Here is a 13,699-nt window from a genome sequence, read left to right as displayed (position 1 = left end):
TTCCATCGCGTAACCTTTTTTCATGCTTACCCAAAGGAGAAAAAACCATGCAAGAGCAACACGAACGACCCATGACCACCCCGCAGGAGGAGCCCACCCAGACCACCTCCCGCCAGCCCTGGCAACGCCCCACCCTCCAGCGCCTGCACGTCAGCCTGGATACAACAAAGTCTACTGGTTCGGGCAGTGATGGTGGTTCCGCGACAAAATAGATGAACTCTCTCCTTTTAGATGCAGGATTCCTGCATCCAAAAGGAGAGCCAAACCACCCAACCAAGTGAAAGGTATCCGTCTATCGTGCCCAATCCCAATGCAACTGCGTCCCACGAATTTTCCGGCGTTGCCCGCCATCGCGCTTATGGCCTGATCTGGCAACTGCCCCTGGCCTGCCCGGAGCTGCGCGCTGCGCCACCAGACCGTGCGCCAGATGTGGTTGCGCGTTGGGACGATGTGCCGCCCGCGCCGCCTTCTGCGTTGGCCGCCGGCCCCCTACGCCAGGTAACGAAGGAGGAGGCGCGCTTCGGCCTGCCCGGTGTGGCCCGACTGTTGGTGCGCGGCGGCAACGAGATCCTCGTCGAACGCCAGCCAGATGCCGACGACGAGATGGTGCGACTGCTGCTTCTGGGTACGGGTGCGGCCTTGCTGCTACACCAGCGCGGGCTGCTGCCGCTCCATGCCAGCGCCATCGTTACTCCGGCGGGCGCAGTCCTCTTTATGGGCCATTCCGGCGCGGGCAAATCCACCCTGCTCAACGAATTCCTGCGCCGGGGCTATCCCATGCTGGCCGAAGACCTGGCCGCGGTGCGGCTGGACGCCGACGGCGTGGCCTGGGTGGAGCCGGGGGTGCAGATCACCAAGCTGTGGGCCGACAGCGCGGCGGCGCTGGGCCAGCCCACGGAGGGACTGCCCCGGGTGCGCCCGGAATTGGAGAAGTTTGTCGTCCCGGTCACCGGCCCACTGGCGACGGCCGCGGTGCGGCTGGCGGCCATCTACGTGCTCGCCACCCACAACCAGCCCACTATCGTGTTGGAAGAACGGCGGGATGCGCGCAAGTTCAACGCCCTCCTCGACCACACCTGGCAGAAACTGGTGGTCAAGCGCATGGAGCTGCACGGCGCGCACTTTCAGCGCGCGGTGGCCGTGGCCAACCAGGCGCGCATCGTGCGCGTGAGTCGCCCGGAAGGGGAGTTTCGGCTGACGGAGTTGGCCGACGCGGTGGAGGTGGATTTCACGAACAATCTCCAATCTCTACTCTCCAATCACCGTGAGATTAGAGAGTAGAGATTGGAGATTGAATATGCAGCGCCTTGTCTGGCTGGCCTCCTACCCCAAATCGGGCAATACCTGGGTGCGCCTCTTCTTGACTGCGTACAGCCATCCAGAGCGGGATGAACTGGACATCAACGCGGTGGATGTGAGCCTGCACGCGGGCAACCGGGACCTCTTCGACCGCGTCATCGGGCTGGAAGCGTCGGAGTTGACGCCGGCCGAGATCGAGCGCTACCGCCCGGATGTCTACCGTCAACTGGCCGTGGAAGCCGCGGAGCCGCTCTTTATCAAAGTGCATGACCGCTGGCGGCGCAACGCCGACGGCGCATCTATCTTCCCGCCGGAGACCACCGCTGCCACCGTCTACATTGTGCGGGATCCCCGCGGCGTAGCGCCCTCGTATGCCAACCACTACAACTTGAGCATCGACGCCGCCATTGAACAAATGCGGACTGTGGATCACGCCATCGCCACCCGCCCGGATCGGCTTGCGTCCCAACTGCACCAGCCAATGGGATCATGGAGCCAGCATGTCACCAGTTGGCTGGATCAGACCGATCTGCCCGTGCATCTGGTGCGCTACGAGGATCTGCACGCCGACCCGGAAGCAACCTTTGCCGGAATTCTAGAGGCGGCCGGTCTGCCCGTGGATGCAGAACGGCTGGCTGCGGCCCTGACCCAGTCCCGCTTTGACCGTTTGCAGGCCCAAGAGGAAGCCGCCGGTTTCAAGGAGCGGCTCATGGGTGCGCCCCGCTTCTTCCGCCGCGGCCAGGCCGCAAGCTGGCAGGAGGAGTTGACGCCCGCCCAGATCGAGCGGATTGTTGCGGATCACGGGCCGGTGATGGCCAGATTGGGGTATATGGGATGAGTGAATTGACGCCTGTTGTCGCCTCTCCGGCTCAGGGCCTCTGTGTGCGCTGCGGCCTCTGCTGCGACGGCACGATCTTTGCGTGGGCGCGGCTTACGCCGGAGGATGATCTGGCGCGGTTGGAGGCGGGCGGCTTCATCGTGTTGCCGACCAAAACCGGGACGGGCTTTGCCCAGCCCTGCCATCACCACCATGACCGCGTCTGCACCATCTACCAGGAGTGGCGACCCAGTATTTGCCACGCCTTCCGCTGTCAGCTTTTGCGCCGCTTCGATGCTGGCGAGATCAGTCTGGAGCAAGCCCATGTCACCATCACCCAGACCACAGAACTGGCGGATCTGGTCTGGGCGCAGCTGCGTGAGCGGGTCGGCGAAGTCAACGGATCGCTGAAGGAGCTGTTTCGTGCCTGGGAAGCGACCCAGCATGCGCAAGATGCGGCATGGCGTCGGCAACACGCTGCCTTTCTGCTCGATTATGCCAGCTTGCAATTGCGCCTAGATCGGAATTTTCGGCTCAAGCCGGGAGTAGTTGAAAGCACAGAGATGAAAGGAAACGAACGTGCCTGAGCTAACGCTGGACTCAACCGTGGTGCGTGCCGAGGATGTCATGGCTAGCCCGGTGGATGACGAACTGGTGATGATGGACCTGGAGCGGGGCGTCTACTACAGCCTGGATCGGGTCGGCGCGGACATCTGGAACCGGCTGGCGCAGCCCGTGGCCGTGGCCGATCTCTGCAGCCAGTTGATGCAGAAGTACGCGGTGGATCAGGAGACCTGCGAGACCGATGTGCTGGCGGTCTTGAACGACATGGCCGCCAACGGGCTGCTGGCCGAGGTATGACGCTGCGGCCCTGCTCTCGCATCACCCAATGGTGGAAGCTGGCCTTTACACGCTAGGCTCTGGGTGCTGTATACTACATGTATGAACCATCGTCACCTTACCCACCAGGGGTACACCCTGGCCGCAATTGACGACATTATTGCCCGTGGCAAGCGTCGGGATTGGGCTGCTTTGCGCACGGCTCTTCTCACGGATCCGTCCGTTCGGGAGAAAGTGTTGCGCGTCTGCGCAGTTTACATCGCCGATCCATACGCGCAGCGTTACCACTTTTGGAATCATTATGCCCAACGAAAATCTGCCTGATTGGGAACGGGTGCTTGCCGCTGCGGCCCATCTGCAACGTATTCTCCCAGACGCAGTGTTGGTAGGTGGCACGGCCTCGGCTGTCTATGCGCACCACCGCCTATCTACTGACGCCGACCACGTAATCACCGATCTACGGCTGCGGTTCGATGTGATACTCGCCGAACTCGAGTCTGCAGCCGGTTGGCAAACTGCACGGATCACACGCCCTGTGCAAATTCTGGGTAGCTTGGACGGTATTGAAACTGGTGTACGTCAGTTAATTCGAACTGCACCGCTGGATGTGAATCAGATCGAAATCGGTGGCGAAACGATCACCCTCCCTACCGAAGCAGAAATTTTGCGAATCAAGGGTATACTCATCCTCAAGCGAAACGCAACCCGTGATTATCTTGATTTTGTTGCTCTTGCCGAACACATGGGTGAAGAAAACTTTGTAGAGGCGCTGCGATCTTTTGACAGTTTGTACCCACAGCCGAATGGTGAATCGGCCTTGCAGCAGCTACAAATTCAGCTTGTACAGCCACTTCCATATGATCTGGATGATGTCAATCTCGTCGAGTACAAGAACCTTGCTCCACGCTGGCATGATTGGCAGAGCGTGCGCATAGCCTGTATTCACTACGCTGATCTGATCTTTGACCAGATAACTGGGCTGGAGGAGTAATACGCCGGATCGCTCCGCCGGATCGACCAGCCATGGGATGCGCGTGAGCCAGGCCTTGCTCCAACTGCGTGATCGCCAGGGCCGACCGATCAACGCGCCCTTCCACCAGGATATGCGCCTGACCTTCCGCTATGTAGAGGGCCAGATCCCTGACGAGGGCCAGTTCTCGGTCGCCCGGTTGACCGACGCGACCTGGTTGGTGCAACCCCAGGCCGTGCAGGATCGGGCGGTCAACAGCTACGCAGTGACGGTCAACACCCCGGGCACCTACGCCCTGGTGGTGCTCAGCCAGTTTGCCTTGACCACGGCGTCGAGGGTCTATCTACCTATGATCCAGCGGTAGTGGCTGGTGGTGTCTAACATGCGGGGGGGGGACACGACACGTCGTGTCCCCCCGCTCTTCTTCGATCGCCATGTGCGCGACACGGGCTCGACCTCACAGGTCTAGCAGACCTGTGAGGTCTGGTCTAATGGTTGTCTGATAATAGTTTTCCATTTTGATGGATCCGCTTTCCTGATATCACTTAAATAGATTTCGTGGTGTTTTCCAATTCGCTTGCCCCTGGCCTCAATAAACGCATGGACTTTCTCGATCGTGGGCCCTTCTTCCGAGAATGGGCCGAGATGGAGAATTTGCGCACATGTGCCTTCTGCCAGAGGCTCAAAACGTACGCGTGAGATTGCGGCAGGATTTTTCTTCTTGCGCACATCGGCTATGGCGCTGTCGATCATTGCTACGGTGACAAAGTCGGGCTGCATAATCATCATCGTCCATTTCCAACTGGACTTATCTTCGACCGAAAATGTTGCCATATCGTCTGCCCACCAGAGACCTTCCAGCGGCATGACGCCATAGTCAATGGCTAGCGGCCCCTTCTTGATCATGAACTTTACGGCATAAGAAACAGCGAATAGCGCTTCAATTGCATCTGCATATACCTGTGAAGTATTTGGGTCACCTTCACCATCGATCATCAAGTAATTCATGGTGGGCACATCAACCTGAACAACCTCCTTTGCTGACGGCTGGTAGAGTTGTTGCAACTCTTTCTTGAGATCGATCTTCTGCATAGGTTCTTCTCTTATTTCCTCATGCTGCTCATCCGCTGTCGGTGTTGTCCATTTATGATACCACATCAGCCTGAGAGCCAGCCACACCAGGGTTGATGCAACGTCATTTCGATCGTCCGCAGATGACGCAGATGAGAGCGTCCGCATCTGCGTCATCTGCGGACTTTATCTAACCCTCCTGGGACGTTGCATCAGCCTCTAAGATCGGTGAGGTGCGAGCGCACAAATGCTGGTGAGTTTGGTACAATCAATCATCTGCCCAGTGAGTATCGAATAGACAGGATTTGTTGCCTTGAGCATGTTCTCTCATCGTTGGTTTGCGAGCGCCCGCTATCTGCTGCTCATTTTGCTGAGCCTTGCGATGCTGGTAGCTTGTACAGGTCAACCTGTTGGATCAGCACCGCCCGCGCCGACAGCGACGGCTGCACCGACGGCGACGGCTGCACCGACGGCGACGGCCGCGCTGACGGCGACGGCTGCGCCAACGACCACGCCAGCGCCGACGGCGACGGCTGCACCGACGGCGACGGCTGCGCCGTCGGCGACGCCCGATCCGGTGGCCGGGTTGACGATCCCCGATCTTCGTGCGCTGAGCTATGGCGCGGGCGAGCTTGTGATCGGTGAGCGGTATGCAAGCGGCCCTGGTTATACGACGTATCGCATCACATATCCGTCGGTTGACGGGCTACGCCTTACGGGTCTGTTGCATCTTCCGGATGGCACCGGCCCGTTCCCCGTGCTTATTGCCAATCGTGGCTATATTGCGCCCGAGCGCTATCAGCCGGGGATGGATAGCCGCGTGTTCAGCGACTATGCCGCGCAGCGTGGTTATCTTGTGGTTGCCCCCGATTATCGGGGTTACGGCGGTGGCGATACGGGGCCAAATGCTTTTTATACCGGGTATTATCTTGATGTGCTCAGCCTGATCCCGCTGGTGCAGCGCCTGCCAATGGCCCGCGAGGGCAAGGTTGGTATGTGGGGCCATAGTCGTGGGGCGTCCATTACGGTTGCCGCGCTCACAATCAGTGATCAGCTTGCGGCTGCGGTGGTGTATGCGCCGGCTCCGGCCGATCTCGCCGTTGATTATGCTCGGCGCTTCGCGCAGAGCGGTGGCGATCCGGGCACCGAGACCTGGCCCTTCCCGCCTGAACGCGACCCCGATGCGTATCGCCGCGTGTCGCCGCTGACCTATCTCGGCGCAACGCAGGCCCCCGTGATGCTGCACCACGGGACGGCAGATACAACCGTGGCGAGCTCGGCTAGCATCGCAATTGCCGAGACCCTGCGTGCCGCTGGTAAAGATGTCACGCTCCATCTCTATGAAGGTGGCCCGCACACCCTCAGCGGCGCACAAGAGCGGCTCTATCTCGAACGCTCGCTCGCCTTTTTTGATCAGCATCTGCGTGTGCTTGATCCCAATGAGAATTGAGCAATTTGTATATGCACTCCCGCCATGTTGTCACCCTGAGCGCAGCGAAGGGTCTCAGGCGTCCCGATGGCAGAGATGCTTCGCTGCGCTCAGCATGACAAGGCTGTGCGCCCTGGGAGCGCGGGGGGGCCGCCGACCACGAATGCTGATCACGAATAAACGAATATGGGCGTTGCGGTGCGCTATTCGTTTATTCGTGCGTGTTATTCGTGGTCGGCGGTGCTATCGGGAAACTTTGTTGACACACTACTACTAGGCTGTCAACGAAGTTTTCTGCTGCACTTCTGGCACAGCCAATCGTCGCACGCTTGGCATCCAGATGCGTTCTCAAAACCCTTTGCGCCTTTGCGCCTTTGCGTCAAATCATCAGGAAACTTCGGTTGCAAACTACTACGTCAGCCCTGCCTTGCTCAGGATCGTGCGGGCCACAGGACTGAGCATGTAGTCGTAGAGTTCCTGGACGGCTCGTGGTTGACCACGTTCCCGCATCCGGATGAGAAACCAGTCCTGGTGTAGCGGTTGCCCGGCCAAGTCGATGGTGCCGACGCCGTCGCTGCGGCCGGGCAGGCAGATCTTGGGCATAAAGGCGAGGCCAAGCCCTGCTCGTACGCTCTGCAGCACCCCGGTGGGGCTATCGGTTTCGAGCACCGGGTGCAGATCCGCCGGCAAGACGCTTCGCTTGCGGAGCCCTTCTTCGATCGTGCGGCGGAGTGGCGACCCCTGGCGCGGCAAGATCAAGGGCTGTTCGCGCAAGATGCCCGGCGGAACCTGGGCCTGTTTGAGCAGCGGATTGCCGGTTGCGCCGATCACCACCAGGGGTTCGCTACCCAACCCGACGATGTCAAGGCCGCGCCGTCGCTGCTGTTCTTCCAACACGATCAGGGCGATCTCGCGTTCACCAAGCGCATCAAGCAAGGTGTCAGCCGGGGCGATGATCAATTCCAGGTGAACCGCAGGAAAGCGCGTGTGAAAATCGGCCAGCAGCCGGGGAAGGAGGCGTTCGCCACTATTGGCGGTGCATCCGACAACTACGCGTCCCGCTACCTGGCCTTTCAGGGCCAGAATGGTTTGTTCGGCCCGCTCGGCGAGTTGCACCAGATCCCGCGCATTGGTGAGCAATTCTTCACCCGCGTGGGTCGGTACCATGCGCTTGCCGACCCGCCGAAAGAGCTTGATCGCGCCGAGTTGCTCTTCGAGCGCACGGATCTGTTGGCTCACCGCAGGTTGGGTCATGTGCAGCGCCAGCGCAGCCGCCGAATAACTGCCGGTGTCAACGACCGCCAGAAAGGTGCGCAGGTGAAAGGTGTTGAGCATGCGTTTAGCCTGCCGACCAGATCAAACGGGTACCAATCAGTTCAAGCCGAGCCTCGCCTTGTTGCTCAAGATAGGTCAGGTGCGCGCCAACGGCCCCGCTGAAAATAGCGTACTGGGCTACTCCGGCGAGGCTGTGCCCGATCATCCCGAGCACGCGACTGGTGATCTCTGCCAGATCCCCTGCTTCATTCAGGGCCGCCCGTACCAGATCCGAGGCCCCGCGCACGGCGACCTCATTGGCGGCCAGGTGCGCCCCGATCTCCGCCCGTGTCGCCACCGCCCCGTGCCCCGGCACAAACCAGTCTGCCTCTAGGGAGGCAAGGGCTACCAGCGACGCCAGTTGCGCTGCGACATCGTGTGTATACGGCACGCCGCCATGCTTCGCCAGCACCGCCGGCCCAAAAAAGCCATCAGCTGCCAGACAGACGCCATCCACAATGACCCCGATCTGCGCTGGACTATGCCCCGGCAAACCGATCAACTCAAGTTCGACCCCGGCGATCGTGGTGGGGCGCCTCGCCCCTGCGGTGACGGTCTGCCACTCGTCGAGCAGGTGGTGAACGGGCGAGCCAGGGGCAAGCACCCATTTGCCCCGCAAGGAGGCTGGTGGGCACGCCCCACCGCTGAGATAGATTGGTTCAAGCAGCGGATGCTGGATCAACGCTGCCTCGAAGGGCGTCGCATAAACCTGGAGCTCGGGGTACTGCTTGAGCAGAAAGGCATTGCCACCGACATGATCGGCGTGATGATGGGTGCTGATGATCGCCCGTGGCGTGAGCCCGGCTGCCACCAGCGCCTTTTTCAAACCGCGTGCGGCATCCTTATCAATGCCACTATCAACAATGATGGCCCCACCATCACCAGTCGCAATGACCCCCAGGTTATTGGCCCCGGGCAGGTAGGCAACGCGCCCCGATAATTGCTGTAGTGTCATGACGTGCGATCCCCTCGCATCAAGATAAACATCGCCCCGAGCAGCAGCGCCGCGCCGAGCAAACCGAGTGGCCCCAGGCGCTCTTGAAAGAGCCACCACGCCAGAATCGTCGAAGTCAACGGCTCAAACAGGGTCAGAATGCTTGCCACGGTTGCACTGGTTGTGCGCATCCCCCGTAAAAAGAGGATATAGCCAAAGGCCGTCGGAATCAAGCCCAGGTGCAACAAGAGCAACCAGCCCAGGGGCGGATAGTCGAGCACAAGACCACCGGCGAGGGCAAAGGGCAGGATCATCAGCGCGCCAGCGGTAAAACCCAGGCTGATCGGTTGCAACGGATGGTACCGTGGGGCCAGTGTACGACTGATCATCGTCACAAACGCATAACTAAGCCCGGTACCCAGCGCGAGCATCACCCCAATCATCATCTGATTGCGGTCGCGCCCCAGATCCGGCCCCCCGCCCACCAGTAACACCGTCCCGACCAGCGCAAGCACCATCGCGATCCCGACCGTCGCCGTCAACCGCTCCTTCAACAGTGGGGCCGCCAGAACTGCCACCATCACCGGGCAGGTACAGAGCGCGATCAGCACCGCCACCGTCACCCCAAGCCGCTCAATCGCCGCGAAATAGGTCACCTGGTAGAGCGCCATCGACAGACCGAGCCCCAACATCAGCCAGAAATCGCGTCCCTGAATGCGCAATCCTGCCCGTCCCAGCGTCACATAGGTTGCCAGCAGCAGCACTGGCGAAGAGAGGGCCAGCCGAAAAAAGCCCACCGACAGCGGATTGGCGTCTGAAATAAGAAAGAGCGCCCGCGTCGCAATGCCAACGGTGCCCCACAGCGTTGCCGCAATGGCAATAAAAATGACGCCCAGACGCAACTGTCCGGGCGAAACCACACTGGTTGTCATTCCAACCTCAACGCTTGACTGGTGCAATCAGGGTCGGCTCAACCTCAAGCAGACTGGCGAGGCGATTCAGACCACCAGAATTAAATGTAACCACATAGTAGGTTGTCAGCGGAAGCCGCTCGCCCGAACGAAAGCGCAGTTCAATCCGATGTTGCGAACGGCGCAACACGCGCACATCCATCGCCACCAGTTCGCTGAACGGACGTTCCAGCACCACCCGCCCGGTCATCCCATAGCGCTGAATCCTGATCAGATCACCGCCCCGGTCAAACGAAGCCAGCACCATCTCGCCGCCTTTATGCAGCGCAAACAGACCGAGGCTGATCAGCAACGCCAATGCGGTCAACCCACCAAGATCAGCCGGAGCGCGGCCATCAACCATGCGTGTGACAATATCGACCACACCGTAGATCACCAGGCCCACAAAGAGCCAGGCCATCAGCGGCAGGTAACGCACGTTCAGGTTATAACGATCACCGCTGAGTAGAAACAGGGTCATGAGAAGCACCTTCCGGTGGGGTTATTTTTCCTTTGCGGGTAAAAAAGCCCGCTGCACGGGCTTTTTTACCCGCAAAAAATAGATTATCGGGCGACGAAATCACCTCTTAAGACATGGTTTCAGAAGGGCCGGATCAGCGTTACTCTGAAACCATGCCTTGCGCTGGTAAAAAGTCGGCATTGCCGACTTTTTACCAGCGCAAAAGAGGTTGGAGGGCGGCGAAGCCGCCGCTTAACGCACCAGTTCGCGACTGATCACCAGGCGCTGGATCTCCGACGTGCCTTCGTAGATCTCGGTGATCTTGGCATCGCGGAAGAAGCGCTCGACCGTATATTCTTTGGAATAGCCGTTCGACCCGTGCAACTGAACAGCTTTGGTTGCCACCCACATGGCCGTCTCTGAGGCATAGAGCTTGCACATCGCGGCATCTTTGACATAATCAAGGCCATTATCTTTGCGCCAGGCTGCCTCGTAGGTCAACAGACGCGCTGCCTTGATCCGTGTCGCCATATCGGCCAGCGTAAAGCCAACCGCCTGGAACTCGTGGATCGGCTTGCCAAACTGCTCACGGATCTTGGTATACCCAAGCGCCGCTTCGTACGCCCCCTGCGCAATGCCAAGCGCTTGCGCCGCGATCCCGATGCGCCCTGCATTGAGGATCGTCATCGCAATCTTGAAGCCCTGGCCCTCTTCGCCGAGGCGACGCGATACCGGGACGCGGTAGTTGTCATAGGCCATCTGGCAGCTATGGGCACTGCGAATGCCAAGTTTGTGTTCCACCTTGACAATGCTGCAGCCAGGCTCGTGGGTGTCAATCAAGAAGGCCGAAATGCCCTTGACCCCTTTTGACGGGTCGGTCATTGCCATCAAAATGATCATATCGGCGTGATCGCCGTTGGTGACCCAGTTTTTGATCCCGTTGATGACATAGGTATCGCCCTCGCGCACCGCTGTCGTCTTCTGCGCGGCCGCATCGGAACCAGCACCCGGCTCAGAGAGCGAAAAAGCCCCGAGTTTTTGTCCCGAAGCGAGGGGCACCAGCAATTCACGCTTCTGCTCTTCGGTGCCAAACTTCTCGATCCCGTAACAGACGAGCGAATTGTTCACCGAAGCAATCACGCCGAGCGATGCGTCAACCCGGCTCAGTTCCTCGACCACCATCGCATACGAAATATAATCGAGCCCCGAACCACCATAGTCCTCGTTGACAGCCACACCCATCAAGCCCAACTCTCCCATCTTGCGCACAAGATCGGTGGGCCAGATACCCTCTTCATCGCGCTGAGCTGCGGTTGGTGCGATCTCTTTCTCAGCAAATTGACGCACCATCTCACGCAGCATCTGCTGATCGTCAGTCGGATGAAACTTCATTGTATACTCCTCATCCACTTCGCTAGCGCTATCGGTCAGGGCAAGCAACAGCCCCGGACTGTCTCTATTGTACCGCAGATTCAGCCTAGGTACGCCGTGGGGTTATGCCTAGGGCGATGCTTGCCTGACCCTGACCACACCGGATGCATCCTCAGCTGCGCTGAGGATGCATCCGATACCATGCCACGGTCGCTTCTATCGCCTCGGTGATCGGGGTTGGCGCCATCCCAAAGGCCTCGGTAAAGCGACTCGCGTCAACAACGAAGGGTTGCTCAAACTCGTACATCATCTCGACGCTCTCGCGTGCGCCAGGGATAAAGAGCCCGGCGAGCGCCATCATTGGTTTGTTCACGCTACTGACCTTGATCGGGTGACCGACGGTAGAGTAGAGCAGTTGCGCAAATTGGCGTTGGGTCAACGCGGGCCGATCACTCGGCACATGCCAGGCTTTGCCCAGCGCTTCGTCGTGCTCACCAAGGATCACCAATGCACGCCCAAAGTCTTCGATGTAGGTTGGGGTATGCGGCAGATCGAGCTTGCCGACGAAGCTCGCTGCTTTGCCTTGCAGTGCCGGAGAAAAGACCCGCTCACCAAAGGTCGAGTCAGTGACCCACGGGCCAAAGAAGTCCGAGCCGCGCCCGATGCTAACCGCCACCTTGCCCGTTGCATGCGCCTCGAGGGCGGCCTGGCTCATCGCGGCCCGGGTCTTGCCTTTGCGTGTGTGCGCGGCATAGGGCAGGTCTTCGGTCAATGGCTGGCCTCGCGTATCGCCATACATATAGGTATTGTCGCCGATGACCAGGCGCGCCTGGCTGCCCGTCAGACCGGTGATGACCGCCGCTTGCAGGGGCGGGAATTTCTCGGGCCACTCCCAGTAGTGCGGCTGGGCGCACTGGTAAACGACTGCCGCATCCTGCGTGACCTCGCGCACACAGTCGGCATGGTAGAGGTCGCCGGCAACGATCGCGACCCCCTCAGGGACTTCGGCCATCTGACCGCTCCGACTGACCATTCGTATCCGCTCGCCCCGGCGTACCAGTTCGTTCATCACCGCACGACCCAGTGGCCCGGTGCCAAAAATAACATGCGTTGCTGCTGTGCTCATCACCTTACTCCTAACTGAGCGGCAAAAGCCGTTACCTCATGGACAAAAAAGGCTTCCCCATCACCGACAAGCGGTTGGAGATGGTGAAACATCTCGAGCATGATCGCCCCATGCACCCGTGCCCAGCCACTCATCAGCAGCACAACCAGGGCGTCGGGCATTTCTATTGCCGAGCTCCGCTTCCACGCGGCAATGGCCGTGCTCATCTCGTCGGGAAGGTCTTGGTAGCTCGGGGGAATCTGCAAGGTACCTGCTTCAAACGTGCTTGCAAAGAGGTGAAAGAGCCCCAGAAAGGGGCGACGCGCCAACGGGATGGTGAGCTCCTCTGGGGCCTGATAGCCCGGAATAGGATTGCCATAGATCAACAAAAAGTCGGTAGGATGGCTGATCGCCCATTGCCGATAGGCCAGGCAGATTGCCATCATGCGGTCGAACGGCGGCTGGTTTCGAACTGCTGCCTCGGCTGCTTCAGTCGCCTCGGCCAGTGAGGTAAAGGCGTCAATAATCAGCGCTGTGATCAGATCGTCGAGGCTGGGAAAATAGTTGTAGATCGCCGGGGCGGTGATCGCCATCGCCCGCGCAATGCCGCGCAACGACAACCCTGCTGTGCCGTGGGCCGCCATCTGGGCGCGCGCTGTTACCTTGATCTGGTTCGCGGTTGCGGCCCCGTTGCCGCGTGCCGCTCGGACTGCTCTCGCCATCGTCGGCCTCTCCTTAGAAATAAACGGCGTTTATTTACACTGTAAGTAAATACCATGTCGGCGCATTTGTCAAGCCCCCAGGAAGGTAGGAACAGGGCGATTGCATCTTCGGTGGTGCGTGCCGCCAGGCTCGCGGATCGCTCCCATCCGCCCCCACCGTCGCCGTGAACGGCTCGGCTACGGATGGCAAAGCCGGCGTTCGCCGGCTGGATCAGGCCATGGAGGTGGCCTTTGCTGGCCAGAAGCCGAGCCGTTTACGGCCACGGCAGGAAGATGCAATCGCCCTAAAGGTAGGAAGGTAGAGCTAGGCACGATACCTTATTGCTGGAACAGCTACCTTAGTGCGCAATGGCGCAAGGTTCTGCGTGAGTTTGGCATCAAACCCATTCAGCAATTTGCCTATACCACGGGCAAAAA

The 13,699-nt window shown here is 59.7% G+C and carries 16 protein-coding genes; 8 read left to right on the top strand and 8 right to left on the bottom strand.

Annotated elements, in window-relative coordinates; genetic code table 11:
* Positions 1–47: 47 nt before the first annotated feature.
* From EKD05_RS25940 to EKD05_RS19750, 7 genes are all read left to right on the top strand, one after another.
* Positions 48–212: a hypothetical protein gene (locus EKD05_RS25940; protein ID WP_165360835.1), complete on the top strand. Its 165-nt coding sequence runs from the start codon at positions 48–50 to the stop codon at positions 210–212.
* A gap of 85 nt (positions 213–297) precedes the next feature.
* Positions 298–1,281, top strand: a complete 984-nt coding sequence (locus tag EKD05_RS19780; protein ID WP_129676354.1) for a hypothetical protein — start codon at positions 298–300, stop codon at positions 1,279–1,281.
* A gap of 16 nt (positions 1,282–1,297) precedes the next feature.
* Positions 1,298–2,137: a sulfotransferase domain-containing protein gene (locus EKD05_RS19775; protein WP_129676351.1), complete on the top strand. Its 840-nt coding sequence runs from the start codon at positions 1,298–1,300 to the stop codon at positions 2,135–2,137.
* Positions 2,134–2,703: a YkgJ family cysteine cluster protein gene (locus EKD05_RS19770; protein WP_129676348.1), complete on the top strand. Its 570-nt coding sequence runs from the start codon at positions 2,134–2,136 to the stop codon at positions 2,701–2,703. The genes EKD05_RS19775 and EKD05_RS19770 overlap by 4 nt, the downstream gene beginning before the upstream one ends.
* Positions 2,696–2,977 (top strand): lasso peptide biosynthesis PqqD family chaperone, encoded by a 282-nt coding sequence (locus tag EKD05_RS19765; protein ID WP_129676345.1) that lies wholly within the window; start codon positions 2,696–2,698, stop codon positions 2,975–2,977. The genes EKD05_RS19770 and EKD05_RS19765 overlap by 8 nt, the downstream gene beginning before the upstream one ends.
* A gap of 280 nt (positions 2,978–3,257) precedes the next feature.
* A complete protein-coding gene (locus tag EKD05_RS19755; protein WP_129676339.1) occupies positions 3,258–3,947 on the top strand; it encodes a hypothetical protein in 690 nt (229 codons plus the stop codon).
* Between the two features lie 37 nt (positions 3,948–3,984).
* The gene (locus tag EKD05_RS19750) at positions 3,985–4,290 is read left to right on the top strand and encodes a hypothetical protein (protein WP_129676336.1); all 306 of its coding nucleotides are present in this window, start codon (positions 3,985–3,987) and stop codon (positions 4,288–4,290) included.
* 101 nt (positions 4,291–4,391) lie between these two features.
* Here EKD05_RS19750 and EKD05_RS19745 read toward each other — a convergent pair whose 3' ends face one another.
* Positions 4,392–5,018, bottom strand: a complete 627-nt coding sequence (locus EKD05_RS19745) for a GyrI-like domain-containing protein (protein ID WP_129676333.1) — start codon at positions 5,016–5,018, stop codon at positions 4,392–4,394.
* Between the two features lie 298 nt (positions 5,019–5,316).
* Here EKD05_RS19745 and EKD05_RS19740 point away from each other — a divergent pair, with 298 nt between their 5' ends.
* On the top strand, positions 5,317–6,447 hold the full coding sequence (locus EKD05_RS19740) for a S9 family peptidase (RefSeq protein WP_129676330.1): 1,131 nt from the start codon (positions 5,317–5,319) through the stop codon (positions 6,445–6,447).
* A gap of 390 nt (positions 6,448–6,837) precedes the next feature.
* Here the strand turns inward: EKD05_RS19740 and EKD05_RS19735 are convergent, their stop codons facing one another.
* From EKD05_RS19735 to EKD05_RS19705, 7 genes are all read right to left on the bottom strand, one after another.
* A complete protein-coding gene (locus tag EKD05_RS19735) occupies positions 6,838–7,761 on the bottom strand; it encodes a LysR family transcriptional regulator (RefSeq protein ID WP_129676327.1) in 924 nt (307 codons plus the stop codon).
* A gap of 4 nt (positions 7,762–7,765) precedes the next feature.
* Positions 7,766–8,695: an MBL fold metallo-hydrolase gene (locus EKD05_RS19730; protein WP_129676324.1), complete on the bottom strand. Its 930-nt coding sequence runs from the start codon at positions 8,693–8,695 to the stop codon at positions 7,766–7,768.
* Positions 8,692–9,606 carry a DMT family transporter gene (locus EKD05_RS19725; protein WP_129676321.1) on the bottom strand — a complete coding sequence of 305 codons (915 nt, stop codon included), beginning with the start codon at positions 9,604–9,606 and terminating at the stop codon, positions 8,692–8,694. The genes EKD05_RS19730 and EKD05_RS19725 overlap by 4 nt, the downstream gene beginning before the upstream one ends.
* Positions 9,607–9,613: 7 nt before the next feature.
* A complete protein-coding gene (locus EKD05_RS19720) occupies positions 9,614–10,105 on the bottom strand; it encodes a hypothetical protein (protein ID WP_129676318.1) in 492 nt (163 codons plus the stop codon).
* Between the two features lie 231 nt (positions 10,106–10,336).
* A complete protein-coding gene (locus EKD05_RS19715) occupies positions 10,337–11,476 on the bottom strand; it encodes an acyl-CoA dehydrogenase (RefSeq protein ID WP_129676315.1) in 1,140 nt (379 codons plus the stop codon).
* 151 nt (positions 11,477–11,627) lie between these two features.
* The gene (locus EKD05_RS19710) at positions 11,628–12,581 is read right to left on the bottom strand and encodes an SDR family oxidoreductase (RefSeq protein WP_129676312.1); all 954 of its coding nucleotides are present in this window, start codon (positions 12,579–12,581) and stop codon (positions 11,628–11,630) included.
* Positions 12,581–13,282, bottom strand: coding sequence for a TetR/AcrR family transcriptional regulator (locus tag EKD05_RS19705; protein ID WP_129676309.1), 702 nt, complete (start codon positions 13,280–13,282; stop codon positions 12,581–12,583). The genes EKD05_RS19710 and EKD05_RS19705 overlap by 1 nt, the downstream gene beginning before the upstream one ends.
* Positions 13,283–13,699: the final 417 nt, after the last annotated feature.

It is taken from the genome of Candidatus Chloroploca sp. Khr17 (genome assembly GCF_004138165.1).
GTDB lineage: Bacteria > Chloroflexota > Chloroflexia > Chloroflexales > Chloroflexaceae > Chloroploca.
The sequence above is the reverse complement of the archived record's forward strand: the minus strand, read 5'-3'. Positions and strand labels throughout refer to the sequence as shown.